General features: G+C 61.7%; 25 protein-coding genes and 1 other RNA gene. 8 read left to right on the forward strand and 18 right to left on the reverse strand.

Going from position 1 to position 26,796, the window contains the following annotated elements; all coding sequences use genetic code 11:
- Positions 1–23 precede the first annotated feature (23 nt).
- Genes CJ178_RS08795 through CJ178_RS08820 form a run of 6 tightly spaced genes read right to left on the reverse strand, consistent with a single transcriptional unit; the run spans position 24 to position 6,045 of the window.
- Positions 24–803 (reverse strand): DUF1295 domain-containing protein, encoded by a 780-nt coding sequence (locus CJ178_RS08795; protein WP_095886541.1) that lies wholly within the window; start codon positions 801–803, stop codon positions 24–26.
- The gene (locus CJ178_RS08800) at positions 791–2,062 is read right to left on the reverse strand and encodes an SAM-dependent methyltransferase (RefSeq protein ID WP_095886542.1); all 1,272 of its coding nucleotides are present in this window, start codon (positions 2,060–2,062) and stop codon (positions 791–793) included. Before CJ178_RS08800 ends, CJ178_RS08795 begins: the two co-directional genes overlap by 13 nt.
- Positions 2,059–3,327, reverse strand: a complete 1,269-nt coding sequence (locus tag CJ178_RS08805; protein WP_095887902.1) for an SAM-dependent methyltransferase — start codon at positions 3,325–3,327, stop codon at positions 2,059–2,061. Before CJ178_RS08805 ends, CJ178_RS08800 begins: the two co-directional genes overlap by 4 nt.
- 11 nt (positions 3,328–3,338) lie before the next feature.
- On the reverse strand, positions 3,339–4,079 hold the full coding sequence (locus tag CJ178_RS08810) for a DUF1365 domain-containing protein (protein ID WP_095886543.1): 741 nt from the start codon (positions 4,077–4,079) through the stop codon (positions 3,339–3,341).
- Positions 4,070–5,398, reverse strand: coding sequence for an NAD(P)/FAD-dependent oxidoreductase (locus tag CJ178_RS08815; protein ID WP_095886544.1), 1,329 nt, complete (start codon positions 5,396–5,398; stop codon positions 4,070–4,072). The genes CJ178_RS08810 and CJ178_RS08815 overlap by 10 nt, the downstream gene beginning before the upstream one ends.
- Positions 5,395–6,045, reverse strand: a complete 651-nt coding sequence (locus CJ178_RS08820) for an alpha/beta hydrolase (protein ID WP_095886545.1) — start codon at positions 6,043–6,045, stop codon at positions 5,395–5,397. The genes CJ178_RS08815 and CJ178_RS08820 overlap by 4 nt, the downstream gene beginning before the upstream one ends.
- 146 nt (positions 6,046–6,191) lie before the next feature.
- Here CJ178_RS08820 and CJ178_RS08825 point away from each other — a divergent pair, with 146 nt between their 5' ends.
- A complete protein-coding gene (locus tag CJ178_RS08825) occupies positions 6,192–7,547 on the forward strand; it encodes an HNH endonuclease signature motif containing protein (RefSeq protein ID WP_257013066.1) in 1,356 nt (451 codons plus the stop codon).
- Positions 7,548–7,649: 102 nt separating this feature from the next.
- Here the strand turns inward: CJ178_RS08825 and ssrA are convergent.
- The 3 genes from ssrA to CJ178_RS08840 form a co-directional block, all read right to left on the reverse strand.
- Positions 7,650–8,020: a transfer-messenger RNA gene (ssrA, locus tag CJ178_RS08830) on the reverse strand.
- Positions 8,021–8,086: 66 nt separating this feature from the next.
- Positions 8,087–9,574: an SDR family oxidoreductase gene (locus CJ178_RS08835; RefSeq protein WP_095886546.1), complete on the reverse strand. Its 1,488-nt coding sequence runs from the start codon at positions 9,572–9,574 to the stop codon at positions 8,087–8,089.
- Positions 9,575–9,602: 28 nt separating this feature from the next.
- Positions 9,603–10,592: an NAD(P)/FAD-dependent oxidoreductase gene (locus CJ178_RS08840; protein WP_257013067.1), complete on the reverse strand. Its 990-nt coding sequence runs from the start codon at positions 10,590–10,592 to the stop codon at positions 9,603–9,605.
- 65 nt (positions 10,593–10,657) lie between these two features.
- Here CJ178_RS08840 and CJ178_RS08845 point away from each other — a divergent pair, with 65 nt between their 5' ends.
- Complete coding sequence (locus CJ178_RS08845) at positions 10,658–11,242, forward strand: helix-turn-helix domain-containing protein (protein ID WP_095886548.1); 585 nt, start codon at positions 10,658–10,660, stop codon at positions 11,240–11,242.
- 14 nt (positions 11,243–11,256) lie between these two features.
- On the opposite strand, the gene smpB is transcribed toward CJ178_RS08845, so the two are convergent.
- From smpB to prfB, 6 genes are all read right to left on the reverse strand, one after another.
- Entirely contained in the window at positions 11,257–11,733 is a 477-nt protein-coding gene (smpB, locus tag CJ178_RS08850) for an SsrA-binding protein SmpB (protein ID WP_033231128.1), read from the reverse strand.
- Positions 11,734–11,813: 80 nt separating this feature from the next.
- Positions 11,814–12,719, reverse strand: coding sequence for a permease-like cell division protein FtsX (ftsX, locus tag CJ178_RS08855; protein ID WP_033231129.1), 906 nt, complete (start codon positions 12,717–12,719; stop codon positions 11,814–11,816).
- A gap of 82 nt (positions 12,720–12,801) precedes the next feature.
- Positions 12,802–13,482, reverse strand: coding sequence for a cell division ATP-binding protein FtsE (gene ftsE, locus CJ178_RS08860; protein WP_202025995.1), 681 nt, complete (start codon positions 13,480–13,482; stop codon positions 12,802–12,804).
- Between the two features lie 73 nt (positions 13,483–13,555).
- On the reverse strand, positions 13,556–14,041 hold the full coding sequence (locus tag CJ178_RS32735; protein ID WP_072782331.1) for a hypothetical protein: 486 nt from the start codon (positions 14,039–14,041) through the stop codon (positions 13,556–13,558).
- Positions 14,038–14,922 (reverse strand): mechanosensitive ion channel family protein, encoded by an 885-nt coding sequence (locus CJ178_RS08870; protein ID WP_033231131.1) that lies wholly within the window; start codon positions 14,920–14,922, stop codon positions 14,038–14,040. The genes CJ178_RS32735 and CJ178_RS08870 overlap by 4 nt, the downstream gene beginning before the upstream one ends.
- 19 nt (positions 14,923–14,941) lie before the next feature.
- On the reverse strand, positions 14,942–16,048 hold the full coding sequence (gene prfB, locus CJ178_RS08875) for a peptide chain release factor 2 (RefSeq protein WP_033231132.1): 1,107 nt from the start codon (positions 16,046–16,048) through the stop codon (positions 14,942–14,944).
- Between the two features lie 77 nt (positions 16,049–16,125).
- Here prfB and CJ178_RS08880 point away from each other — a divergent pair, with 77 nt between their 5' ends.
- The 3 genes from CJ178_RS08880 (at position 16,126) to CJ178_RS08890 (ending at position 19,136) form a co-directional block, all read left to right on the forward strand.
- On the forward strand, positions 16,126–16,620 hold the full coding sequence (locus CJ178_RS08880) for a beta-class carbonic anhydrase (RefSeq protein ID WP_033231133.1): 495 nt from the start codon (positions 16,126–16,128) through the stop codon (positions 16,618–16,620).
- Between the two features lie 61 nt (positions 16,621–16,681).
- Entirely contained in the window at positions 16,682–17,464 is a 783-nt protein-coding gene (gene hisN, locus CJ178_RS08885) for a histidinol-phosphatase (protein WP_033231134.1), read from the forward strand.
- A gap of 136 nt (positions 17,465–17,600) precedes the next feature.
- Positions 17,601–19,136 (forward strand): multicopper oxidase family protein, encoded by a 1,536-nt coding sequence (locus CJ178_RS08890; RefSeq protein ID WP_095887904.1) that lies wholly within the window; start codon positions 17,601–17,603, stop codon positions 19,134–19,136.
- Here CJ178_RS08890 and CJ178_RS08895 read toward each other — a convergent pair.
- The gene (locus tag CJ178_RS08895) at positions 19,130–19,768 is read right to left on the reverse strand and encodes a response regulator (protein ID WP_095886549.1); all 639 of its coding nucleotides are present in this window, start codon (positions 19,766–19,768) and stop codon (positions 19,130–19,132) included. The genes CJ178_RS08890 and CJ178_RS08895 overlap by 7 nt on opposite strands.
- Positions 19,765–20,907, reverse strand: a complete 1,143-nt coding sequence (locus tag CJ178_RS08900) for a sensor histidine kinase (RefSeq protein WP_233365326.1) — start codon at positions 20,905–20,907, stop codon at positions 19,765–19,767. The genes CJ178_RS08895 and CJ178_RS08900 overlap by 4 nt, the downstream gene beginning before the upstream one ends.
- Positions 20,908–21,055: 148 nt before the next feature.
- On the opposite strand from CJ178_RS08900, the gene CJ178_RS08905 reads away from it, so the two are divergent.
- From CJ178_RS08905 to CJ178_RS08915, 3 genes are all read left to right on the forward strand, one after another.
- Positions 21,056–22,471 carry an acyl-CoA dehydrogenase family protein gene (locus CJ178_RS08905; RefSeq protein ID WP_045070477.1) on the forward strand — a complete coding sequence of 472 codons (1,416 nt, stop codon included), beginning with the start codon at positions 21,056–21,058 and terminating at the stop codon, positions 22,469–22,471.
- 27 nt (positions 22,472–22,498) lie between these two features.
- The gene (locus CJ178_RS08910) at positions 22,499–23,701 is read left to right on the forward strand and encodes an acyl-CoA dehydrogenase family protein (RefSeq protein WP_033231139.1); all 1,203 of its coding nucleotides are present in this window, start codon (positions 22,499–22,501) and stop codon (positions 23,699–23,701) included.
- Positions 23,702–23,791: 90 nt separating this feature from the next.
- Positions 23,792–25,417: an acyl-CoA synthetase gene (locus tag CJ178_RS08915; protein WP_095886551.1), complete on the forward strand. Its 1,626-nt coding sequence runs from the start codon at positions 23,792–23,794 to the stop codon at positions 25,415–25,417.
- A gap of 11 nt (positions 25,418–25,428) precedes the next feature.
- On the opposite strand, the gene CJ178_RS08920 is transcribed toward CJ178_RS08915, so the two are convergent.
- Positions 25,429–26,763: an amidohydrolase family protein gene (locus CJ178_RS08920; protein ID WP_095886552.1), complete on the reverse strand. Its 1,335-nt coding sequence runs from the start codon at positions 26,761–26,763 to the stop codon at positions 25,429–25,431.
- Between the last annotated feature and the right edge of the window lie 33 nt (positions 26,764–26,796).

A 26,796-nucleotide genomic window follows, 5' to 3' on the forward strand; every position in this document is an offset into this window, starting at 1 on the left:
CCAGACCCACTCCTGAGCCAGACCTACTTCGGCGGCCGCGGAATGAAGTAGCTCGTCCGCTCCTGGTACTCACGATAACCGGGGCGGTGCGCCATGTGCTGCTCGAGAAGTCGCGCGCCGGTCGCAAACACGAGAAAATATGTCATCGCAATCGGTGAGAGTACCGTCAATACTCCTGGCCATACCGATGCCGCGACGAGGAATATGCCCCACCACACGCAGGCGTCACCGAAGTAATTGGGATGACGCGTCCACGCCCACAGTCCCTGATCCATGATGTGCCCGTAACTGCCGGGATCGGATTTGAACTCGGCCATCTGACGATCGGCGACCGCCTCGAACGTCACACCGACCAGCCACAACACGATTCCCAGGAGTACCAACAGGTTGAACCCACCTGACGACACCGCGGACACCTGAATCGGCAGCGACACAAACCACAGGGAGATACCTTGCGTCACATAGATTTTCCGTATCGCATACAGAGTTCGACTGCCGGACGCCTTTCCCAGCATCTGCTCGTACCGAGGATCCTCGCCCTTACCGCGCGAGCGCACAGCCATGTGCCACGCCAATCGCAGGCCCCAGATGCCGACCAACGCGAGCATCAGTAGACGGCGCCACAGATCGCCCGCACCGACTACTGCCGATACTGCGGCAATGACGACAAAGCCCACACCCCAGGACACGTCGACAACATTGTGCCGGCCGATACGTATACCGATCGACGCCGTAACCGCCATCGTGACGACAACCGCCAGAAAGCTCGCGAACAACATCGGACCGAGCGTCATCGAAGACATGACGGCCTCACCGAAAGAATCTGATCCACACCCATCCGCCCGTCACGAAATGCCATGCCACCGCCGACGAGGTAGAGACGCCACACCCGCGCGACCTCCATGCCGACCAGCTCGACGACACGATCGAAGTTGGACTCGAACGTCTCGATCCATGAGTCGACTGTGCGCACGTAGTGCACCCGAAGCGCTTGAACGTCAAGCACTTCCAGCCCACCCTCCTCGATCATCGCCACGGTGCGCCCAACTGGACGCATATACATGTCGGGCGCAATGAACGACTCGATGAATGGCCCACCACCCGGATGCGGCCCGGTCCGCGACATCTGCTGGATCAGCACGCGACCACCCTCGATCACATTGTCGTGCAGCGCTTTCACATACGTCGGGTAATTGTCCTCGCCGACATGCTCGCCCATTTCGATCGACGCGACGGCGTCGTAGGGTCCGTCCGGAATTTCACGGTAGTCCTGCAGTCGGATCTCGACCCGATCTTCGAGGCCGAGCGATCGGACCCTCGCGTCGACAAACGCCTTCTGCTCCGCCGAGATCGTCACTCCGACAACGTGGGCACCGTACTCGCGAGCTGCGTGGACGCTCAGCGAACCCCACCCGCAACCAACGTCGAGTAAGCGTTGCCCGCGCGCCCGATCGAGTCCGATCTTGCGGCATACCAGGTCCAGCTTGTCCTTCTGAGAGTCTTCGAGAGTGTATTCCGGTGCATCGGAAGTCCAGTACCCCGAGGAGTACGCCATGTTCTGGTCGAGGATCAGCGAATAGAAGTCGTTCGACAAGTCGTAGTGATGACCGATCGCCGCCCGATCCCTCGACATACTGTGCAAGCGACCCTTGACCCGCGCCTGCGACACGGGAGGTGGCAACCGGCGCCCGAACACCCCCAAGGATCTCGCGGCCTTAACCGCGGCGAGGATAACCGACGGTGACGGCGAGATCGACCCCAGCCCACGCTCGGCAGACACTTTCCACACATGCGTGAGTGCTTCGCCAAGATCGCCTTCGACGTCGAGTTCGCCCAGAACATACGCCTGCGCCGCACCCAACTCTCCGGGATTCCACAAGAGTCGTCGCAGCACGTTTGCGCTGTGAAGCGTCACTTTCGGCGCATCGACCGGCCCTGCTGTGCTGCCGTCCCACGCCGTCAGCCGAACCGGAAGTTCGCCGCCGACAAGCGGACTGAGGATTTCCGACAGACGACCAGCAACGCCGGTGCCTTGTATCGATCGATCTATCGTGGTGGTCATCGCGGGTTCCTCCGATCGAGAATCACTTGCTGCACATCGAGATATCCGGAACGGAAACCCGCCTCGGAATAGCAGAGATAGAAATGCCACATGCGGGTGAATACGTCATCGAATCCGAGCGCTGCGACTTCCTCCGCGCGGGCACTGAACCGCTCATCCCAGAGGCGGAGCGTTTGCGCGTAGTGATCACCCATCGACATGCGTTCACGCACACGAAGAGTGGTCATGCGTTCGGTGACGTCCTCGATCGCCCGTATGGAGGGCAGGAAGCCTCCCGGGAAGATGTACTTGTGCACCCATGTATAGGTGTTGCGGGTAGCCAACATCCGATCATGCGGCATCGTGATTGCTTGGATCGCGGCACGCCCACCGGGCGCCAACAGGGAGTCGATCTTCTGGAAGTAACTTCCCCAGTACTGGTGGCCGACCGCCTCGATCATCTCGACCGACACCACTGCGTCGTACTCCCCCTGCACCTGCCGGTAATCGAGAAGGTCGACCTGAACGCGATCCGCCAGTCCCGCAGCGCTTATCCGCTTGGCTGCCAGTTCCTGCTGTTCCACCGACAGCGTCACCGAACGCACCGTCGCACCACGCTGGGCTGCTCGGATCGCCAATTCCCCCCACCCAGTGCCGATTTCAAGCACTCGCGAACCAGGCCCGACGCCCGCACCGTCCAGCAACCGATCAATTTTGCGGTGCTGGGCGGCTGCGAACACGTCCCATGACTGGGAGTCCCCTACTGACAGGTCGTCGAACAAGGCACTGGAATAGGTCATCGTGTCGTCGAGGAATAGTTCGAACAACTCATTCGAGAGGTCGTAGTGCCGCGCGATGTTGGAGCGGGTGTTCTGCGTCGAATTGTGTTCACTGCGTGGCTGCTTGGGAATGTAGAGGCCACGCAACCGCTGCAGAAAGTCGGGAATCAGTGTCGCCACACGAGAGGCAAAAACTTCCAGGACTGCGGTGAGATCGGAGGCTTCCCAGTCACCCGCCATGTACGACTCACCGAATCCGATCAGACCACTGTCGCCCACCCGAGCAGCAAAGTCATCCGGGCGATGAATGACCATCAACGGCGAATCGGGTCCACCGCCGCCCGAGAAATCACCGTTCGGCATCTGAACGCACAGGGGCAAGCGCGCGACTGCCTTGTGGAACAGCGCCCGTGCAACCGGCGACGCCACCCGCACCTTGAGACCGCTGGGAACGGTGGCAACTCCTGGCCAGCGTTCGACCTCAGCGCTACGAGTCATTGTTGTCATCACGGTTGTCATCACACTGCCTCCTGCGGTTGATGTTGCGGCCGTAGAACTACCGGTAATCGTCTGGTCCACAACCTGATGCCTTGATATCGAATCTGCGCGGAGACCCTCAGTGGTGCAGTCGGAATCGCGAGAAAGCTCCGAATTATCACGCCCGCGGTGGCCGGAACACATCGACCACGTACCGTGGCGACAAAGGGTGCCTGATCCGGTCTGGCAAGCACTATCGACAGCTCCACCGATTCCTTGGGAAGCGGTAGCCTCATCCGGTACTCGCCGGAAACGTCATTGAACGGCGAGACGTAGAACTCCTTCGGCGTGCGTGCCGCACCATTGTCGTTGGTCTCGAGCAGGTAGCAGTGCCGCTCACCATAGGTGTTGTGAACTTCAGCCACCACACACCGCACGGCGCCATCGTCATTCAGGCACCAGAACACACTCAACGGGTTGAACACATAGCCGAGTACACGCGCATTCGCGAGCATGAGGATCCGGCCGCCGCCGAACTCGATTCCGTTGGCCCGCAAGAACGACTCGACGTTTACGCGAATCGATAGGGTGGGATCGCCGAGATGATCTGCAGCCGTGAACCTCGCCAAGGGACGCAATGCTTTCGGCAGATGCGGCAACTTGTCCACATCGACCAGCCAGCTGTAGCTTTTGTACTCGAATGTGTTGTGCAGCGGTTCTGTTCGCACGTGGCGAATACTCGTGTAGACGATGGACGGTGTAATCGGCCCGGTCACTGCCACCGACCTCCGACCCGCTCCGCGGCACGCAAACCCGACAATGCACCGTCCTCGTGGAAACCCCACCCGTGGTACGCGCCTGCAAAAGCAAGCACATCCGAGTCCAACTCGGAAAGCCGGCTTTGAGCTGCAACGGAAGTCGGCGTGTATTGCGGATGCTCGTAGGTCATCTGGTCGATGACGGAATCCGCGGCGATCATGTCCTTGCCACCGAGAGTCACGATGTACCGTCGACCGGTCTCCGGTAGACGCTGTAACCGGGTCATGTCGTAGCTGACGAGCACGTGATCTGGCCTCGCATCGCAATGCGGCAGGTAGTAGTTCCACGACGCCCGCGCATTCGAATTGTCGGGCAGCACAGTCTCGTCTGTGTGCAATTGGGTGTGATTGATCGAATACGGCATAGCCCCGAGAACCTCGTGCTCCGTGGCCGTAGGATCGGCGAGAATCTTCAGCGCTTGCTGCGGATGCGTCGCGATTACCACCGCGTCGTATGTCTCGAGCCGATCATCTCCCCCACGAATCTCGACTGAATCACCGTGCCGGTACACCGCGTGAACCGGCGTGTTCAGGCGAACGGCACTGATGCTCTGTGCCACAGCTTTCACGTACTCGACCGAACCACCGGTTACCGTCCGCCAGGTCGGCGAACCGGAGATAGTAAGCATGCCGTGGTGATCGAGGAACGCGAAGAGGTACCGCGCCGGATACTCGAGAGCGGCCGACGGGTCACACGACCACACCGCGGATACCAGCGGGGTCATGAAGTGCGCGGTGAAGTAGTCCGAGAATCTGCCGTTACGCAGGAATACGCCGAGCGTCTGATCGAGCGTCGAGGCAGTCGAGGCAGTCGACTCCTCGGGCTGCTCGAGCAGTGCACGCGCTCGTCGATGAAACCGCTTGACCTCCATCAACATCGACAGAAAGCTGCCGTTCACCAGTAGTCCAGGCGTTGGCAGGACCCCGCGCAGCCCCTGCCCGCCGGAATACTCGAGGCCACAGCCCTCGCAGCGGACCGACATGCTCATGTCCGATTCCTGTGTCACGACACCAAGTTCGGCAAACAATCTCAACAGTGTCGGATAGGTGCGGTCGTTATGCACGATGAACCCTGTATCGACAGCGAAGTTGCGACCTTCAGGATCGGTCACCGCATGTGTGTCGGCGTGTCCCCCGAGCCGCGAATCCGCTTCGTAGAGCGTGACGTCACTGTCCTTACTCAGCACCCACGCCGCTGTAAGACCTGCGACCCCGCTGCCGACGACTGCAACCTTGCGCTTGTCAGAACTCCGCTTCACCGAACTCCGTCTGCCCGAATTCATCGTCGCTCGCCTGCCTTCGCTTCGGTAGTTTTCTCTGCGCTCTCCGAGACCATTGCGATTTCCGAGACCGCATCTGCTGCCAGTCGGTGCCACAGTGATGGCCGCCGCAGCATGAAGTGTCCGGCGCCTTCGACGCCGATCCACTCGGCGTCGAGGCCGGATCTACGCGCTCGCTCGACCGCCGCTTGGGAAAGATCCGGGTCGGTCCAGCGGTCAACCGTGCCGTGCACTACCCGCAGCAGGCAACCCTGTCGCAGTCCGAAGTCCGTCCCTGCCGGCCACCATGGCGCCAGCGCGACGACTCCTATGACTGCCGCGTCACCCGACAGAGCGGCGGCTACCCGTCCACCCATCGAATGTCCGAGCAGAATCACCTGCGCGTCAGAGTTTTGTGCCTTGATCCGATCGAGTACCTGCCGCGCATCTGCAACCGGGCTCTGCTCCCGACCGTTCCACCCTCGTGTGCGATACCTGACCGCCACGACATCGAATCCACGTTGCCGAATCGCTGCCGAGAACGGGCGCATCCGGAGGTTCGACAGATGCCAGAATCGCGAACGGCGGTGACTCGAAACCTTCCCACCAGGCAGAACCATCACTGTGAGGTGGCGATCGTCCCGATACTGCGTCCGATGCTGAAGCGTCATATAGGGCATTCGGCACCGAAAGCCTGGCGGATTGGGGCTTAGCGAGATTTCTTCTCTTGATCGGAAGCGTCCCCGCGGGGACGCTTTTCGAAATCTGTCGGTGCCTCGATCTACTGTCGAATGAACATTCGAACCGGGGGGTTGGCATGGACACAGACAAGCTCGACAGAGATAACGACAGAGATACCGATCACGTCATGGGCTTCGCGGCCAAGCGTGAAGCCGTCGACAACATCGGCGTGGAAATCTGCGCACTAGCTGGACAAATCGCCGCAGCGACCGCTCGATTCCTCACGCTGCTCGCCGACTTCGACGAACAACGAGGCTGGGCCGGTCCCGGCCTACATTCATGCGCTCACTGGCTCTCCTGGAAATGTGGCATGAGCCTGCACACCGGACGCGAATACGTTCGTGTCGCCAAAGCACTCCGCCCTTTGCCCGCGATGCGGAAAGCGTTCGAACAAGGCAATTTGTCCTACTCGAAGGTTCGCGCACTTACCCGAGTCACAACTCCCTCAAATGAGAAGCAGATGGTTCGACTCGGCCGCGAAGCACCTGCCGCACAGATCGACCGTCTGACTGCCGGGTTACGCAAAGTCGCCGACAACGAATCCGGCAAAAGTAAAGCGCCTGAACGCTTTCAAGTCCGCTGGCATTGGGACCCCGACACGGGCGATTTTGTCATCAAAGGTCGCCTCGCTGCACAGGACGGCGCCCGTATCCTCGCCGCACTCACCTCGGCAGAACGTGAACGAACACAGACAGCAATGCCGTCACCCGACAACGAGCCCAAGATCGACAATGACGATGACGCCACCGCGTTATCGGACGAGCCGATCACTCAGCAGAACGCTGCGAAAAAACCACCCGGCGACATCGGACCGGCACTCCTCGCGATGGCCGAAATAGCTGCCACAGCCCCGACAAACAACGCGAGCGGCGTCAGCAACTCGGCCGAAGTGGTGTTTTTCCACGAACACGACAACCTCCGGGTTCCTGGCGGACCTGTACTCCCCGACAACGATTCCGAGGAAGTCCTCTGTAACGCCCACCTGCGCCTGGCCAAGACCAAGAAGCAATGCGTGCTCAATCTAGGCCGGAAGACCCGCGTCACCAGTCACAAACAAATGTTGGCGTTGAATTACCGTGACGGAAGCTGCCGGACACCAGGATGCGGTCGAACCAGATTCCTACACGCTCATCACGTGCAATTCTGGGGCCGCGGCGGAGAAACCAAGCTCGACAACCTGATCCTGCTGTGCGGGACCTGCCACCGAGCGCTACATCGTGGCCAGTTCACCATCACTGCTCTTGGCGATCAACAGTTCGAGTTCCGGACGCTCAACGGCGATGTCATCGATCCGGCCCCTCCGATCAGCGGCCTGGCTGATCAGCTCCTGCGAGGCGACATCCCGGACAATGCGATCATTCCGAACTGGGGCGGCGACCCCCTGCACCTGGACCACGCAGTCAGTGTGCTCCTCGACGGTTGGGCAGCATAAAGCGTGACGGGCAGGGTGCATACCTAAGTGTTGATCGGGCCATTGTCGGGCATAAAAATGAGGCAGGCCCTACACCCGCTTTCGAGTGTCTGACCTGCCTCTTTGTGGAGCTGCCGGGAATTGAACCCGGGTCCTACGTTGAATCGCTAGGGCTTCTCCGTGTGCAGTTCGCTAAGTCTCTACTTGGATCTCCCAGTCTCGCGAACAAGCCAGGATGACGATCCCAGTCACTGTTTGATGTCCCATCCAACTCCGTGACCGAGCCGAACAGTAAAGCCCCCTAGCTGATGCCAGGATCCGGGTCGAGGGCAACCCCGGGCTGACAGACACGCTTCGCTACTTAGGCAGCGAGAGCGTAGTCGCGCTGATTGGAATCGGCGCTTATAGGTTTGCAGCGACGCTTACGGTGGTCTCTTGCCTGCACCGACACGCTTCCCCTAACTCAACACACGCAGTCGAAACCGTTCAGCCCCGTGTGTGCCCCGCGTCTTTCGTGGGGCTACCTACTATAACGCGCTGCCGCACGGAAGTCATACCAATTAAATCGAGCGTTCTGCTGTGCTGGTGATGTTGGTGATCATGCCCTCGAAAACGACGCCATGGAACGGCAGGATCGAGTACCAGTACAGTCGCCCAGCCAAGCCTCGCGGGAAAAATACAGCGCGCTGCTCCAGACGCGATCCACCACCTTGCTCTTCGGAGACGCGCTGCCCCTCCGAAACTCTCAGCTCCAACCACGCCCCACCGGGGACTTTCATTTCGGCCCGCAGTCGCAGCAACTTTCCTCTGTCGATTTCTTCGACCCGCCAGAAGTCCAGGGCTTCACCGGTATTGAGGTGACGCGGATCACGCCGACCCCGCCGCAACCCGACGCCGCCCACCGCTCGGTCCATCCATCCTCGAATTGCCCAGGCCAAAGGGAATGAGTACCAACCGTTCTCGCCGCCGATGGATTCGACCACCTTCCACAAGGTCTCCGGGTCCGCGGCACAATCACGTTCACGATGGTCGACGTACACCGTTTCACCGGCCCAATCCGGATCAGACGGTAGAGGATCCGACGGTGCGCCGGCGATGGTTGCACCCGACCACGAAGTCTCGACCTCTCCGTTCTCGATCTTGCGCAGAGCCAGCCGTACCGCTTCGCGATATGTGGTGAGCCCGCTTTCTGGCGGCGGGATGAAACCGTCGATGTCGTGATCGTGCATGACGGCATCGTTCTGCAGTGACTCGATCAGCGGCATTGCGAGCCCGTGCGGAATGGGCGTGACCAACCCCACCCAGAGACCGGCGAGCCTCGGGGTCAGGACCGGCAGAACGACAATGCGCCGACGCACCAACCCCGCAACATCGGCGTAGGCGTTCATCATCTCGCCGTACTGCATGATGTCCGGTCCGCCGATATCGAATGAGCGGTTGATCTCCGGAGTCGTGGCCGCCGCAGCCACCAGGTAATGGAGTACATCGCGCACGGCAATCGGCTGAATCTTGTTGTGCACCCATTTCGGTGTGGTCATCACCGGCAGGCGGTTGGTCAGGTGGCGAACCATCTCGAAAGAGGCCGAACCTGAACCGATCACCACGCCGGCCTGGAACACGACAGTCGGAACGGCAGAGTCCAGCAGGATCCGGCCGACTTCCAGCCGAGACTTCAAATGCGTCGACAGTTCTGCGTTTGATGGATGCAGTCCGCCGAGGTAGACGATTCTGCGAACACCAGCGGCCGCAGCCGCTTCGGCCACATTCACCGCGCTGCGCTTGTCGACATCGGAAAACGAGCCTCCACCGCCCATGGCGTGGACAAGATAATAGACAACGTCGATATCGTCGAAAGCGCCTGCAAGGGATGCCTTGTCACTCAAGTCAGCTTTAACTACCTCGACGGACTCGCGCCACGGCACATCGCGCAACTTCTCAGGACTGCGTACCAGCACTCGGACGTGATGCCCCGCTGTAACCAGCCTGGGCGCCAGACGCCCGCCGATGTAGCCGGTAGCTCCTGTGATCAACACTCGCACCGTATCCATCACACCACGCTACGCAGAAAACCAACTGCTACGCAGAAATCGAACCTCGGAGCGCCAACGCCGCCTCCAGATCATCGGCCGTAAGCGCCATGTTGATTCCGGCTCCGGCCTTCGCGCCTGCTGCTGCGGCCATGATGACCTGCGCACTCGGATCGACAACGTTGCCTGCCGCGAAGATGCCGGACACGCTTGTGGCACCCATCATGTCGACGGTGACGAACTCACCCATCATCGTCGCCGCCGTCGCTGCGCCGAACGATCGCAGAATCGAATCGTTCGGATCCATCGTGACCGCGCCTCCGACAAAGATTGCCGACCGCGCAACAGTTCTGCCGTCGGCCAGTTGCACTCCGACCAGACGATCATCCTCGAGCACTGGCGCTGCCACCTCGCCTTCGACGATCGAAATATTGAGCGCTGCAAGCTTTTCCCGATCCTCGGCGCTGAGATCCTCGATCCGATGGAGGAACAGCACCACATCGTCCGACCATTGACGGATCATCGGGGCCTGATGCATCGCGAACTCGACACTCTTGGCAATGACACCCAACGGTTGATCACGCACGTCGTATCCATGGCAGTACGGGCAGTGCAGGACGTCGCGGCCCCACCGCTCACCGAAGGCACTGAGTTCATCCGGCAACCTGTCGGTCAATCCTGTCGCCACCAGGACTTTGCGCACCGAGATTCGAGCGCCGTCAGCAAGGGTGATCGCGAATCCACTCCCACGGGAGTCTTCGTCTCGTTCGACCGCCACGACGGTCCCGTCATGGAACTCTCCACCGTATTTCCGGACTTCGTCGCGTCCGATGGCGAGGAGTTCGGCTGGATTCATCCTGTCGCGAGAGAGGAATCCGTTCATGTGATCTGCCGCTGCGTTGCGCGGAGCGCCGTTGTCGAAAACCACAACGGATCTGCGGGCTTGACCGAGGATGATCGCGGCGTTGAGTCCGGCAGCGCCGCCTCCTATCACTGCCACGTCGTAGGTGTCTGCTGCGTCGTAAGAGGTCTGTGTCATGAATTCAGGATTGCATCGCAACACCAACTTGACAAACATGATTGCTGATTTGGCAAAATGGAAGAATGACCGAATCATCGTTCGACGCCGTCCTCGCGAGAATCGGCCCGCGCCTGCGCACACTGCGCCAGCAATCCGATATGACGTTGACCGATCTCTCCGAGGCGACCGGCATCAACGTCAGCACGCTGTCGCGGCTCGAATCCGGCACTCGCCGAGCCAACTTGGAGTTGCTGCTGCCGATTGCGAAAGCGCACGGCGTCCCGCTCGACGACCTCGTCAACAGCAAGATCGCAGACCCTCGGGTGCGGGAAGAACCGCAAAAGGTGGGATCGATGACGATCATTCCGTTGACCAGCCAGCCGGGAAACCTCCAGGCCTACAAGATGATCCTCGCGCCCACCGAGGACATCCGCGAGCCGGGCACTCACGAAGGGTACGAGTGGCTGTACGTGCTGTCGGGCCGGGTCCGGCTACAGCTCGGTGATCGCGATTTTGTCATGGGCGCGGGTGAAGCCGCCGAGTTCGACACTCATATCCCGCACCGATTCAGTGCGGCAGACGGCCGCCCGGCCGAGGTGATCAGTCTGTTCGGCAAGCAGGGTGAACGAGTCCACCTACGCGCTGCGCCGGCCGACCGCCGCGGCTGAGATCAGGCCGACTACTACCCGCGCATGCCCTTGATCCGACGCCCCAGCTCGCGGGTCACCTCACGCTCAGCGGTGCGCTTGGCCATGTCCTGACGCTTGTCGTAGTCCTGCTTACCCTTGGCGAGAGCAAGTTCGACCTTGACCTTGCCGTCGGAGAAGTACATCGACAACGGAACCAGCGTCTGGTTGCCCTCGCGGGTCTTGCCTACGAGGTGTTCGATCTCGCGCTTGTGCAGCAACAGCTTCCGGGTCCGACGCGGCGAGTGGTTGGTCCACGAGCCCTGCGTGTATTCCGGAATGTGCAGCGATCGAAGCCACACCTCACCGTTGTCGACGGTTGCGAACGCGTCCACGAGTGACGCCTTACCTTCGCGCAAACTCTTGACCTCGGTGCCCACGAGCGCGATTCCCGCTTCGTAGGTGTCGATGATCGTGTAGTTATGACGCGCTTTGCGATTGGTCGCAATGACCTTGCGGCCCTTTTCCTTCACTGTCCGGGCCTCTCAGTCCGCTGTCTTACCCAATAATGCAAACAACTCTTGCTCTCAGCATAGAAGGCCGTGCAAACCAATTACTCGCGCACGTACAAACGAAGCGTGACATACGAGGTGATCGCTGCCATTCCCACGCCTGCGAGGACCAGGAACGGTGAGACGAACAGGATGTCGCTGTTCGAAATACGGGCGACGATGTTGGCTTCGTAGACGTCGGCCAGCACTCCGTCGATGAAAAGGTTCTTTGCTGTGAAGAGACCGGCGATCGCCAGAACCGCGCCGATCAAAGCGGCAACAATTGCCTCGAGCAAGAACGGAAGCTGTGTGTACCAGCGTGTTGCGCCCACCAGTCGCATGATGCTGACCTCGGTACGACGCGTGAATGCCGCGATCTGAACCATGTTGGCGATCAACAGAATAGCGGCGATGGCCTGCACGACGGCGATCGCAAAGGCTGCATTGCGGACACCGCCGAGGACGCTGAAGAGACGGTCGACGAGCTCGCGCTGATTGAGAACACTTTCCACGCCTGGCCGCGAACCGAACGTGTCGTTGATGACGCCGAATCGTTCCGGGTCGCTGAGCTTGACCTTGAACGACGCCGGGAAGCTGTCCGGGCTGACCAGTGCGGCCAACTCGGGTTGGTCCTTGAAGACTCGCTCGGTCGCGTCCTTCACCGCGTCGTCGCGATTGAGGAACTGAACCGCGACGACGGACGGTGTCTGCTCGAGTTCCTGCCGCAGAGTGCTGCAGATTTCCTGCTCGCAACCGGGGTCCGCGGCGGAAATGTCGTCGGTCAGGAAGATCTGGACCTCGACGCGCTCGAGGAAGATTTGCTGCGTCTTACCGGCCATCTGAACTACGAGGAGGCCGCCGCCGAAGAGTCCAAGCGAAATGGCGGTCGTCAAGATCATGGCAATGGTCATCGTGATGTTGCGGCGCAGGCCGGTCAGGACCTCGCTGAAAATAAAACTGGCACGCATCGGGGAATCCGATTCCTTCTCGAATGATCGGCGGCTTCGCGGCTACCGGTGGGCGTTCGGACGAGTGGTGAGCAGTCGGCGTTTACCTGCCGACGCCGTACACACCCCGCGCTTCGTCTCTGCTGACCTTGCCGAGATCGAGTTCGATGACTCGTCGACGCATCGAGTCGACGATGTGGTGGTCGTGAGTGGCCATGACGACGGTGGTGCCGGTGCGGTTGATGCGCTCGAGCAGCAGCATGATGTCCTGGCTGGTCTCGGGATCGAGGTTGCCGGTTGGCTCGTCGGCGAGGAGGACCAGCGGCCGGTTCACGAAAGCGCGCGCGATGGCTACGCGCTGCTGCTCGCCACCGGACAGTTCGGTCGGAAGTCGATCGGCTTTGCCGGCGAGGCCGACCATGTCGAGGACCTCGGGAACGGTGCGCGCAATCACGTCGCGTGGCTTACCGATCACTTCCAATGCAAACGCGACATTCTCGGACACCGTCTTCTGCTGCAGCAGTCGGAAGTCCTGGAAAACGCAACCCATGGCCTGCCGCAGCTTCGGAACTCGACGGGCCGACAACTTGTTGACGTGGAAATCCGCGACCTCGATGTCACCGGACGTCGGCGACTCCATTTTCAGCAGCAGACGCATGAAGGTCGACTTGCCAGAGCCGGAGGGGCCGATGAGGAAGACGAACTCCCCCTTTTCCACCTCCACACTGACATTGTCGAGCGCCGGCCTGGTGGAGGCCTTGTAGGACTTCGACACGTTCTTCATGCTGATCACAACAAGCCAGTCTAGCCGTTATCGAACAGTGACCTTGGAGCAACGCGCGGCGAGTGCGCCCGTATTACCCGGCTCCACTGGTTGTCGCGGCTGTTGTGCTCGGAATTGTCGTGACTGTGCTGTTGGAATTGCCCGAGTTGGAATTTTCGTTGCCGGAGTTACCGACCGGAGGGCCTGGAGGCGGTGCTGTCGTCGTCACCGTCGTCGAAACACCGCTCTGAGCTGAACCGGGAGTTGCTGAACCGGGAACCACAGTCGTCGACGGCACCGATTCCGAGGACGGAGGCGTCGAAGATTCCGGGACAGCTGTTGTCGTTGTCGCCACCGGAGGCTGCGTGTACGGCTCCGTCACCGACGATCCTGCGGCCGGCGCGGGCGTGGCCACGGTTGGCTCCGCCGGGTTGAGATACGCGTTGGCGACGTAGGCGAGGATCCAGGCCACGACCAAGATGAATGTCGACGTCCGCATCCGGCCACCGAACAAGCGGGACGGCATCCAGTCGAGATGGATGAGCCGGTCGAGACCGCGCCGGGGTTCCTGCTCGGTCATTCGCTCGCCTCCTCGATGTCGCCCGTATGAAGTCCCGGCGTGACGGTGATTCCTTGTCGACGCAGTGCCGCGGCAACTCGCACACGCAGTGCCCGGCCGACTTGGAACTGTTTGCCGGGTAGCGTGCGCGCCACCATCCGAATGCTGACTTGATCCACTTCGAGGCTTTCGATGCCCATGACCGTCGGCTCGTCCAGGAGAAGCTTCTTGAGTCCACGGTCGGACATTGCATCGACGCCGACCTGACGCAAGACCTCGTTGACGCGGTTGAGATCGGCAGTGGCGGGAACCGGAACGTCGATGACCGCACGTGCCCAATCCTTGGACAGGTTGGTCGCTTTCACGATCTGACCATTGGGAACGGTGATCACTTCACCGTCGGCGTTCCGCATTCGCGTGACTCGCAACGTCACGTCCTCGATGACACCTTCGGCGTCGTCGGACGAGCCAGTGATCGCCAGTCGCACGGTGTCGCCGAATCCGTACTGGCGTTCGGTGATGATGAAGAAGCCCGCCAGAATGTCTTGCACGACGCGCTGCGCACCAAAGCCCAGTGCCGCGCCGAGCACCGTTGCCGGTGCGACCAAACTGCCGATCGGCAGGTTCAGTTGGTCGAGAACCTTGAGTGTCGCGATCACGTAGATGAACGTGATGATCACCCATGTGATGACCTGCGCGACCGAGTGACGATGCTTGGTCGCCTCCGACCGCACCAGAGCGTCACCTAACTGATAGTTGGCGTCGATCTGGTCGGTGACCTTGTTGCCGCCCCAACTGACCAAACGAGCAAGGATCATCGCTCCGAGCACGGTCATGAGGACCGACAATCCAGGGTTCTGGAGCCAATCGAGCAGGTTCTGCCCAGGTCTGAGAAAAGTCATCGTGCCTTTCGGTTGCCGCTTATGCGGACTGGTTCTCGCTCATGCGCCAGCGAATGCCGGCCTCGAGGAAACCGTCGATGTCACCGTCGAGCACTGCGGACGGGTTGTTGACCTCGTACTCGGTGCGCAGGTCCTTGACCATCTGGTACGGGTGCAGGACGTACGAACGCATCTGGTTGCCCCAGGAGCTTCCGCTGTCGCCCTTGAGCGCATCCATCTCGGCTCGCTCTTCCAGACGCTTGACCGCCAGCAGCTTTGCCTGCAGGACGCGCATCGCCGACACCTTGTTCTGGAGCTGCGACTTCTCGTTCTGGCACGTCACGACGATGCCCGTCGGGATGTGTGTAAGGCGAACCGCGGAGTCCGTGGTGTTGACGGACTGACCACCCGGACCGGACGAACGGTAGACATCGACGCGGATGTCGTTCTCGTTGATCTCGATGTGGTCGGTAGTCTCGACGACCGGCAGAACCTCGACCTCGGCAAACGACGTCTGACGGCGGCCCTGGTTGTCGAACGGGCTGATCCGGACCAGGCGGTGCGTGCCCATTTCCACAGACAGCGTGCCGTAGGTGTACGGCCCCTTGATCGCGAACGTCGCGCTCTTGAGTCCCGCTTCTTCGGCGTACGACGTGTCGTAGACCTCGACGCCGTAGTCGTGCTTTTCCGCCCAACGGATGTACATACGCATGAGCATCTCGGCCCAGTCCGCTGCGTCGACGCCGCCTGCGCCGGAGCGGATGTTGATCAGCGCGTCACGCTCGTCGTACTCGCCGGACAGCATGGTCTTGACTTCCATCGCCGCGATGTCCTCGCGCAGGCTGGCACGTTCGGCGTCGGCGTCGGCAATCGCGTCAGGGCCTTCGTCCTCGGCCAATTCGTAGAGAATCGGCATCTCGTCGAGCCTCTCTCGCAGCGCCACGATTCGACGAAGCTCCGATTGGGCATGCGACAGCTGGCTGGTTACTTGCTGAGCGTGATCCTGGTCGTTCCACAAGCCGGGATCGGCAGCCTGATGTTCGAGCTCGTCGATGCGTCGACGCAGCTCTTCGACGTCCACGACCGACTCGCAGGTGCGAAGGGTGGTGTCGAGCGCGTTCAGGTCTGCAATTACGTCAGGATGCACGGTTCTCAAGGCTACCGGGTGCCAAACCCTGCAATAACCGCGACTCGAATCAGGACCCGAACCAGAAAGGTGTATCCATGACCGTCACCGACGAATATCTACAGAACAACGCCGCATACGCCGAGCAATTCTCCGGACCGCTCCCCCTGCCGCCGAGCAAACACGTTGCCGTTCTCGCCTGCATGGATGCCCGTCTGGACGTCTACCGTGCCCTCGGCATCAAGGAAGGCGAATCACACGTCATTCGCAACGCCGGCGGTGTGGTCACCGACGACGAGATCCGGTCGCTTGCCATCAGCCAGCGCCTCCTCGGCACCACCGAGATCATCCTCATCCACCACACGGACTGCGGAATGCTGACGTTCACGGACGACGATTTCAAGCGCTCCATCCAGGACGAGATCGGCGTCAAACCGTCCTGGTCGCCCGAATCGTTCCCCGACGTCGACGAAGACGTACGGCAATCGCTACGCCGAATCGAGAGCAGTCCGTTCATCACTGCAACGACCTCACTGCGCGGATTTGTCTTCGATGTGGCGACCGGAAAGCTGAACGAAGTTCTGCCCGCGTAGGTAGGCGCACAGATGGGCGCGTAGATGGGACAGGGCGGGCAAGACGGTAAGTTGTCTACCCGTGACCGACCTCGCTTCCGACCTTGTTCTGGCCCTGCGTCTCGCCGACGAGGCCGACGCGATCACTCGCGCCCGCTTCGGCGCTCTCGATCTGCGAGTGGACGACAAACCCGACCTCACCCCGGTCTCCGACGCCGACCTCGCCGTCGAACGCGCCGTGCGCGCGAGCTTGTCCGAGGCTCGACCGGGCGACTCGGTGCTGGGCGAAGAGTTCGGCGGCGACGCGGTATTCGAGGGACGGCAGTGGGTGGTCGATCCGATCGACGGCACCAAGAACTTCGTGCGCAACGTGCCGGTCTGGGCGACCCTGATCAGTTTGCTCGAGGACGGCGTACCCGTCGTCGGTGTCGTCAGCGCGCCCGCACTGAACCGCCGTTGGTGGGCGGCAACAGGTTTGGGCGCCTTCACCTCCTGCAACGGCGGCGACGCCCGACGCATCGAGGTGTCCGCCGTCGACCGCAGTGAATCCGCAAGCCTGAGTTTTTCGAGCTTGTCCGGCTGGAAGGACCGCGGAATCCGCGATCAGTTCATCGATCTCACGGATCACGTGTGGCGCGTACGCGGGTACGGAGACTTCTTCTCGTACTGCCTCGTCGCCGAAGGTGCAGTCGATATCGCTGCCGAACCCGAGGTTTCCCTGTGGGACCTCGCCGCTCTGGACGTGCTGATCCGCGAAGCCGGCGGAACCTTCACCGACTTGGCCGGCGGGAGTGGCCCGCACGGTGGCAGTGCCGTTGCCACCAACGGCTTGCTGCACGAAGATGTTCTTGCTCGCCTGAGGTAGCCGGCCAGGTAGCAGAACTCCCCACTCGCCGCAACGGCCTGAGGGAGGAGTCCCGGCAGGCCCGTCGGCAGGATTCGGCGCGGCATCCGGGCACGTTGACTTGGAGTAGTCGATCACGCACTACTTCAGGAGAATGATGAACCGGATTTCCCGGCGCTCGATACTGTTCGGTCTGGCTGCCGCGCCCCTCGGACTTGCGGTGGGCTGCGGCGCCGACTCCGCCGACTCCGCAGGCGCCTCGCGGCCTACGGCAGCAGCAGGGTCTTCACGTCCGTTACCGATTCCGCCGCTGGCTGCATCCACGGTCGACGACTCCGGCGTCCGCCATTTCACCCTCCGCGCCGGCGCCGGAACCACCGAGATAGTCGCGGGAAAGATCACTGACACTTGGGGTTTCAACGGCTCTATCCTCGGTCCGACGGTCCGAGCCCGACGCGGAGAATCTGTCGCATTCACGATCGACAACGCACTGGCAGAGCCCACGACCGTCCACTGGCACGGCATGCATCTACCCGCCAGGTTCGACGGCGGACCGCACCAGACCATCGAAGCCGGCGGGCGGTGGGAACCGGCGTGGACCATCGACCAAGCGGCGTCTACGCTCTGGTATCACCCACATCCGCATGGATCCACCGAGCGGCACGTACAGCGCGGACTCGCCGGACTGTTCCTGATCGACGACGCCGACACCGATACGCTGGACCTCCCGAAAACCTATGGAGTGGACGATATTCCACTGATCATCCAGGATCGACGATTCACCGCGGACGGCAGTTTCGACGAGACCGACCCGACCGACGTCGGCTTGCTCGGCGACACGATCGTCGCCAACGGCATCGCCGATGCCTACCTCGACGTCACTACCGGCGTTGTGCGACTGCGCATCCTGAACGGCTCTTCCGGCCGTCTCTACAACCTGGGGTTCCCCGACGACCGCACGTTCGATCTGATTGCCACCGACGGCGGACTGCTCGAATCACCGATTGCGATCAAGCGGATTCAGCTCAGCCCCGGCGAACGAGCCGAGATCGTGGTTCGCGTCGACCCCGGTGCGACGACCACACTGGTGTCGTTCCCGATCGAGGACGGCGGTGGCGTGAGTTCCTCCGACGCCGAGAACTTCGGCATGAACGACCGCTTCGACATCATCGAGTTGCGAGGGGTTGCCAGCCGCGCGTCACGGTCGACTCTCCCGGCGCAGTTGGGCGCCCTGCCGCATCTCGATCCGTCGAAGGCAAGCGTTTCCCGAACCTTCGATCTGCAGTGGTACATGATCAACGGGCAACGAATGGACATGAACCGCATCGACTTCGAGGCCGAGGTCGGCGCGACCGAGGTGTGGACGATCACCAACAAGGACAACTGGCCACACAATTTCCATGTCCACGACGTGCAGTTCCAGATCCTCGACGTCGACGGTCGCACTCCCCCGCCGCACCTGCGCGGCCTCAAGGACACCGTTTACACGCCGCCGGGCAGCAGGATTCGCGTCGCACTGCAGTGGTCCGAGTACACCGATCCCACGTTCCCTTACATGTTCCACTGCCACCTGCTGATGCACGAGGATCAAGGGATGATGGGCCAATTCCTCGTCCTCGAACCGGGACAGAAGGCGGCTCCGATGCAGATGGACATGCCGATGCCTTCGCCTGGTTCGCACTCCGGTCACTGAAAGTTCTGCAAGTGGTACACGGCGAGGCGAACCCGATTGTCGCAACCGGTCTTCGACATCAGGTTCGCCACGTGAGTCTTGACCGTGGTCACACCCAAATGCAACGCGTCCGCGATTTCCTGGTTGCTCTTCCCTTCCGCAACCAGGGCGAGAACCTGCGATTCGCGCTCGGTCAGCGAAACTGCCTCTGTCACAGCAGTGCCCGCGGCGGTGCCGATCACCGCTCGATCCACGACGCGGCGGAGCAGTTCCGGGGAGAACACCATGTCGCCCTCGGCTGTCCGGCGAATGGCACCGAGCAACTCGGCGGGTTCGGTGTCCTTGACGAGAAACCCCGAAGCGCCGGCAGCAAGCGCGGGATACAGATGATCGTCGTCGTCGAAGGTGGTGAGTACGAGAATGCGTGCGCGCCGCCCGGACTTGACGATCTGCCGCGTGGCGCCGATCCCGTCGAGGCCGGGCATCCTCAAGTCCATCAGGATCACGTCGGGATCCAGTTCGGCGGCAAGCGCTACCGCCTCGACGCCGTTCGACGCCTCACCGGATACGGTCATGTCCTCGGCCGCAGTGCACAGCATCCGCAGACCTGCTCGCACCAGCCGCTGGTCGTCGACAACCAACACTGCGATCACGAGTCGTCACCCTTGACCGACAGCGGATGGGCCAACAGCGGAATACTCACGTGCACCTCCCACCTTCCGTCACCGAGCGTACCTGCGGTCATCTCACCGCCGGCCAACTCTGCACGCTCCCGCATTCCGACGAGGCCGTGTCCGGCACCCTTCGCCGACCCCTCGACATTGTTGATCACCTTGACGTCGACGCGACCGGCGTTGCGACGAACAGATACCGAGACGGGACCCTTCCTGTCTCCGTGCTTCATGACGTTGGTCAGCGACTCCTGAATTACCCGTAACAGCGTCAACCGGCCGATGGCGTCGAGGTCACCTGCGCCCGACTCGACGTGCGCCTTGACCTGGAAGCCGGCTGCACGCACACGATCGAGTGCAGCCTCGATTTCCGCGGCGACGGCGTCCGGTTCGACCAGAGCAACCTCGCCGAGCGAGGGATCGCGCAATGCGACGAGAAGACGGCGAATATCGGTCAGCGCATCCGACGCCGTCGCGCGCACGTCGGCGAGGACTTCCCGCACGGCCTCGTCCTGAGGTGCCAATACGTGTTGAGCGACTCCGATCCGCAGGACGATCGACGCCATGTGGTGTGCAACAAGGTCGTGCAGCTCACGGGCCAGAGCGCTTCGTTCCGCAGCTCGGGTGTGCGCGAGATTGTTCGCGGCCAATTCACGCTGCGAACGCAGATATAGTCCGAGCAGCAGCGGTAAGCCCACGTACGCAAGCACTTTCACGGCAGTGGTGACCGAGAAGAATGCTTCGTGAGATTCGAACCAGATCCCTGCCAGTACGGAACCGCACCATCCGATTACAGATACGGCAACCAGTTCCCGGCGCTCGGCCCGCATCGTGACATCGACAACGGCTACCGCTCCGAGATACGGCACGAGCTCGGACAGACCCCACGCGTCGGCGACGAACATCGGAACCGCAAGTGCCGAGATGACCAGCGAAGCAAGTACCGGCCACCGGCGACCAGCCACGAAGATGATCGCCGACAGCATCGAGACGATCCAATAGCTGACGGGGACCCGATACTCGCCGGGATACGTGCTGGCAATCAGTAAGCACGGAATCAATACCAGCGGCGAGTAGCGCACATACCGCTGAATCCGATCTGGCACCTCTGTCCGGTTCACCTGTCGAGCCTATGACGCTCGGGGTCGTGGCACCTCCTACTCAGGGAGGAGTAGACGTGACTCGCGTCATTTCGAGGGATGCTCGACATCCGACCTTACTCCTGAGTAAGATAAGGGAGTCCAACGCCCCGACACCGAGAAACCCCTGGTGATCATGACCAAGCAAGACAGTGTGGCCCCGAGCAAGAGCCATGCCACGGCGCACCCCCGCGACACGTCCGCAGTCGGCCTCAACCCCGTCAAGCGCGATGCGATGGGTACCGCCATGCGCGTGCTGACCAAGATCACCGGTTCTGAATTCGCAGAAAAGTTCAACCTGCGCCAGACCATCGACCGGGTTACCTACGAGGGCACCAAGACCGGCTTCAAGACTCTCGGCGCCGCTACGCGCGGTTTCAAGAAGGTGGCCGGCAACGACGCGCCCAAGCGACTGCCGGACAACCCAGCCAAAAACTCGGACTACTTCGACCTCACGCCCGACGACGACCAGAAGATGATCGTCGAAACCGTGCGCGACTTTGCATCGGAAATCCTGCGCACCGCAGCACACGATGCCGATGCGGCCGCCGCCGCTCCTGCCGATCTGACGAAGCGGGCGGCCGAACTCGGGATCACCTTGATCAACGTCCCCGAGGAACTCGACGGCGCCGCATCCGATCGCGGCGCGGTCACCAACTCGCTTGTCGCCGAGGCGCTCTCACACGGAGACATGGGGCTGGCACTGCCGATCCTCGCTCCCAGCGGCGTAGCTGTCGCCCTTACTCAGTGGGGCACCGACGCGCAGCAGAAGACGTATCTCCCCGCATTCACCGGTGAGCAGGTTCCCGGTGCCGCAGTGGTAGTCAACGAGCCTCGCGCGCTGTTCGATCCCTTTGCACTGCAGACCAAGGCCGTTCGCTCCCCCAGCGGATACCGCCTCAACGGCGTCAAGAGCCTGGTACCGGCCGCTGCAACGTCGGAACTTTTTGTCATCGCCGCGGAACTCGACGGCAAGCCGTCGTTCTTCATCGTCGAGTCGGACACCAAAGGCCTTGTCGTCGAAGCTGACCCCAGCATGGGACTGCGGGCCGCATCGCTCGGTCGCCTGATCCTCACCGATGTCTCGGTTCCCGAATCCGCACTTCTCGGCGACGGCGACGCCGATCAGCGCAAGGCCGAGTACGCCGACGCGATTCGCCTCGCGCGCCTCGGTTGGGCGTCGATGGCGGTGGGCACCAGCCAGGCCGTGCTGGACTACGTGATTCCGTACGTGAACGAGCGCGAAGCATTCGGCGAGCCGATCAGCCATCGTCAGGCAGTTGCGTTCATGGTGGCCAACATCGCCATCGAACTGGACGGAATGCGCCTGGTCACGCTGCGTGGCGCTTCGCGTGCCGAGCAGGGATTGTCCTTTGCTCGTGAATCGGCCCTCGCCCGGAAGTTAGCTTCCGAGAAGGGCATGCAGATCGGCCTCGACGGCGTGCAACTCCTCGGTGGGCATGGATTCACCAAAGAACACCCGGTCGAGCGCTGGTACCGCGACCTTCGAGCCATCGGCGTTGCCGAGGGCATTGTCCTCATCTGACGCCGCTGACTTTCCAGGAGAACCACGATGATCAATCTCGAACTTCCCAAGAAGCTCAAAGCATCCGCGAACCAGGCGCATCAGGTCGCAGCTCAGATCTTCCGACCCATCTCACGCAAATACGATCTGGCCGAACACGAATACCCGGTCGAACTCGACACGATGGCTGCCATGGTCGAGGGTCTGTCCGACTCGGGTGGCGACATCGGCGGCGCTGCCGGCGGCCGAGCTGACTCCGGCAAGACCGGCAATGCAAACGGTGGAAACATGTCGGCACTGCTCAACTCCCTCGAAACCTCGTGGGGCGACGTGGGTCTCATGCTCTCGATCCCCTACCAGGGCCTCGGCAACGCCGCGATTGCAGCCGTATCCACCGACGAGCAACTCGAACGGTTCGGCAAGGTGTGGGCCTCGATGGCCATCACCGAGCCCAGCTTCGGATCCGACTCGGCTGCAGTCACCACAACAGCAGTTCTGGACGGCGACGAGTGGGTTCTCAACGGCGAGAAGATCTTTGTCACCGCCGGTGAGCGTTCCACCCACATCGTCGTCTGGGCATCGGTCGACAAATCCAAGGGCCGAGCCGCAATCAAGTCGTTTGTCGTGCCGCGCGACGCGCCGGGCCTGAGCGTCGCCCGCCTCGAGCACAAGCTGGGCATCAAAGCGTCCGACACCGCCGTACTCTTGCTCCAGGACTGCCGCATCCCCGCGGACAACATCCTCGGCAGCGCAGAGGTCAACGTGGAGAAGGGCTTTGCCGGCGTCATGCAGACGTTCGACAACACCCGCCCGATGGTCGCCGCCATGGCTATCGGCGTCGGCCGCGCCGCACTCGAAGAACTGCGCACTATCCTGACGGAAGCCGGCGTCGAGATCTCGTACGACACACCGGCCTACAACCAGCATGCCGCGGCGGCCGAGTTCCTTCGGATGGAAGCTGATTGGGAAGCCGCCTACCTGCTCGCATTGCGCGCAGCCTGGATGGCAGACAACAAGAAGCCGAACTCCCTCGAGGCGTCGATGTCCAAGGCCAAGGCGGGCCGCACGGGCACCGACATCACCCTCAAGGCAGTGGAACTCGCCGGAACGTACGGCTACTCCCAGCGTCCACTGCTGGAGAAGTGGGGTCGGGATTCGAAGATTCTCGACATTTTCGAGGGCACTCAGCAGATTCAGCAGCTGATCATTGCCCGTCGTCTCTTGGGAAAGACGTCTGCCGAACTGAAGTAAAAACACGGCACCGAGATCGTCGGTGAAAGCGTCCGGTTTCGATTAGGCTGAGATCCGGTCCTTTCACCGACGCTCGGAAGAGGTTTACCCATGCCCGGATTGGTCACCAAGATCACAGACACCATCGGCGCCGTGGGAGTCATGACACGAGCGGGACTGATTCCGTTTCCCCGCCTCGACAAGGGTCTGAAATCCATTGCAGCTGTGGACAAGTACGGACCATTTGCCGGTCCCGTCCACGCGCATGCCGAGAACGGCCTCGATGCGGTAGCCATCATCGACGAACGTGGACCCATCACGTACGCCGAACTGGAACGGCAGAGCAACGCACTGGTACGGGCCTGGCAGGCCGATGGCATCACATCCGATTCGGTGATGGGCGCTATGTGCCGAAACCATCGTGGCCTGGTTCTGACCATGCTCGCGGCAGCCAAGAACGGCACCAAACTTGTCCTCATGAACACGGGATTTGCGCGCCCTCAACTGGTCGACGTCGCGGCCCGTGAAAATGTCGCGGCCTTTGTCTACGACGACGAGTTCACCGAAGTCGCCGACGCCCTCCCCCCGGACACAAGGCGATATCGGGCGTGGGCAGAGCGCGAAAACACCACCATCCGCACACTCGACGACGTCATTGCGGGACGAGGAACCTCCGCAGTGCCGGCGCCGGAACGCAGTGGCGGGTTCGTACTTCTGACCAGCGGAACCACCGGAACCCCGAAAGGCGCGCCGCGCAGCCACACCTCGCCGTTGGCGTCAGCGCAGTTCCTCGACCGGGTACCACTGCGCCGCGGGCAGACAATGATGATGGCGGCGCCGGCCTTCCACGGCACCGGTGTCTCCCAGTTCGCGCTCGCCCTCGGCTTGGGACAAACCGTCGTGATGCACCGGAAATTCGATCCCGAGAACACGGTCAAGCTTGTGGCGCAACACAAGTGCGACAGTCTCGTCGTGGTTCCCACCATGCTGACCCGCATCATCGATCTCGGCCCCGAAGTGCTGTCGAAATACGACACCTCACATCTGAAGATCATTTTCTCCGCGGGGTCCTCACTCTCACCTGATCTCTGCAAACGAGTGACGGAGGCATTCGGTTACGTCCTCTACAACCTTTACGGCTCCACCGAAGTAGCGGTCGCCACTGTCGCCACACCCGAAGATCTCACCATCGCGCCGGGCACTGCCGGCCGGGCGCCCGTCACGTGCCACGTCGAACTGTTCGACGACAACAATCAGAAGATCAACTCCCCCCACACGATCGGACGAATCTTCGTCTCGAGCGGCCTCAGCTTCGAGGGCTACACCGACGGCCGCGACAAGGAGCGCATCAACGGACTCCTCTCCACCGGCGACGTCGGGCACTTCGACGCCAACGGCCTGTTGTTCGTCGACGGCCGCGACGACGACATGATCGTCTCGGGCGGTGAAAATGTATATCCCCTCGAAGTGGAGAACCTCCTAGCCGATCATGCGGACGTGCTGGAAGCTGCGGTGATCGGAGTGGAGGACGCGGATTTCGGGCACCGGTTGCGCGCCTTCGTTGTGATCGCCCCCGGTGCAGACCAAAACGCCGAGGATCTGAAATCTCACGTCCGCTCGAACTTGGCGCGATACAAGGTACCCCGTGAAGTCCTGTTCATCGACGAACTCCCCCGCAACGCAACGGGAAAGCTGTTGCGCCGCGTACTGATCGAAATGGACGTCGACAAGACTTAGGCTTCACATCCTTACAAGGACGACAGTGCACTGATCAGCTCAGCCTCGTCCACCCGCGTCGAGTGCCCGTCCCGGATGACAACCTCGCCGGCAACCAGAACGGTGTCGACGATCTGCCGGGTTCCGGTTGTGAGAATGGATGCACCCGGGTCGCGCACCGGCAGGCATCCGAAGTCTCTCTCGAACCGAATCATGGTGAGATCAGCAGTATCTCCGACAGACACACCGCCTGATCGCGGCGGCAAGCCGAGTGCACTGTTGGCGCCGCCGGTGGCGATATCGATCATGGCACCAAATCCGAGTAAGTCCGCACGCGCTCGGGTGGCCCGCTGCACGTAGGCACCGGTACGCAAGGTTTCGAGCATGTCCTGCGTGTCGTTGCTGGCGGCGCCGTCCACCCCCAGCCCCACTGCGAGGCCGGCTTCCAGGAAGCTCGGCACCGGTGCGACCCCGCTACCGAGTCGCATGTTGCTCACCGGGTTGTAGGAGACGCCGACTCCTCTCTCTGCCAGCACTTTCTGACCACGATCATCGAGTTCGACGCAGTGAACCGCGAGAACTCGATCCCACAGGAAATCGTTAGCGTCCAAGAAGTCGACCGCACCCATCCCCGTGTGTTCGGTACACATCATATTGTCGGTCTGTGTCTCGAGCAGGTGTATCGATACGGTCAGTCCGCGCGCCTGAGCGAATTCACGCACCTGCGCCATTCCCTCCGGAGTCAACGATCTCGGATTCGGCACTGCCACAGCCGCATCGATGCGCGATCCGGCAACGTCTCGCATGATCTGATCGGTGTGATCGAGGACGTCGCCCAATGGCTGCAAAAGCCGCGGATCGAAGCCCCACTTACGCGTCGGGTCCGATCGATCCCCCACCCCACGCCCCAGCAGGGCGCGAATCCCGGTGTCGTGCAATCCCCGGATGACAGCGTCGTGTACCTCGCTCGACGGGTGCGGCCACATGTGTTCCACCAATGTGGTGGTACCGCTCCGCAAGGCCTCAAGGCTGGCCGCAACTGTTGCGGTGTACGCCTTTTCCGGGGTGATCAGCACGGATTCCTCGGCAACGGCAAGCAGCCATTCGAGTAGTGGAGTTCCCTCCGCGATCCCCCGCATCAGCGACTGCTGAATGTGCGTGTGCGTGTTGACGAATCCGGGAATCAAGTAAGCGCCGGATCCGTCAACACTTCCGGCCTTCGGGTCACCGAGAGCCGACGTACCGCGCGACGCCTCGATCGCGGTGACAATTCCGTCAGTCACCACGACGTCTCGACCTTCGAGCCATTGCCTGCCGCTGTAGACGGTGACGTCGGTGATGGTGATGCTGGCAGGTGCGGTATTCATCGTTTTCTCCGTGTCTTCGGTCGGCGTCTTCGG

The organism is Rhodococcus sp. ACPA4, assembly GCF_002300185.1.
Lineage (GTDB): Bacteria > Actinomycetota > Actinomycetes > Mycobacteriales > Mycobacteriaceae > Rhodococcus_F > Rhodococcus_F globerula.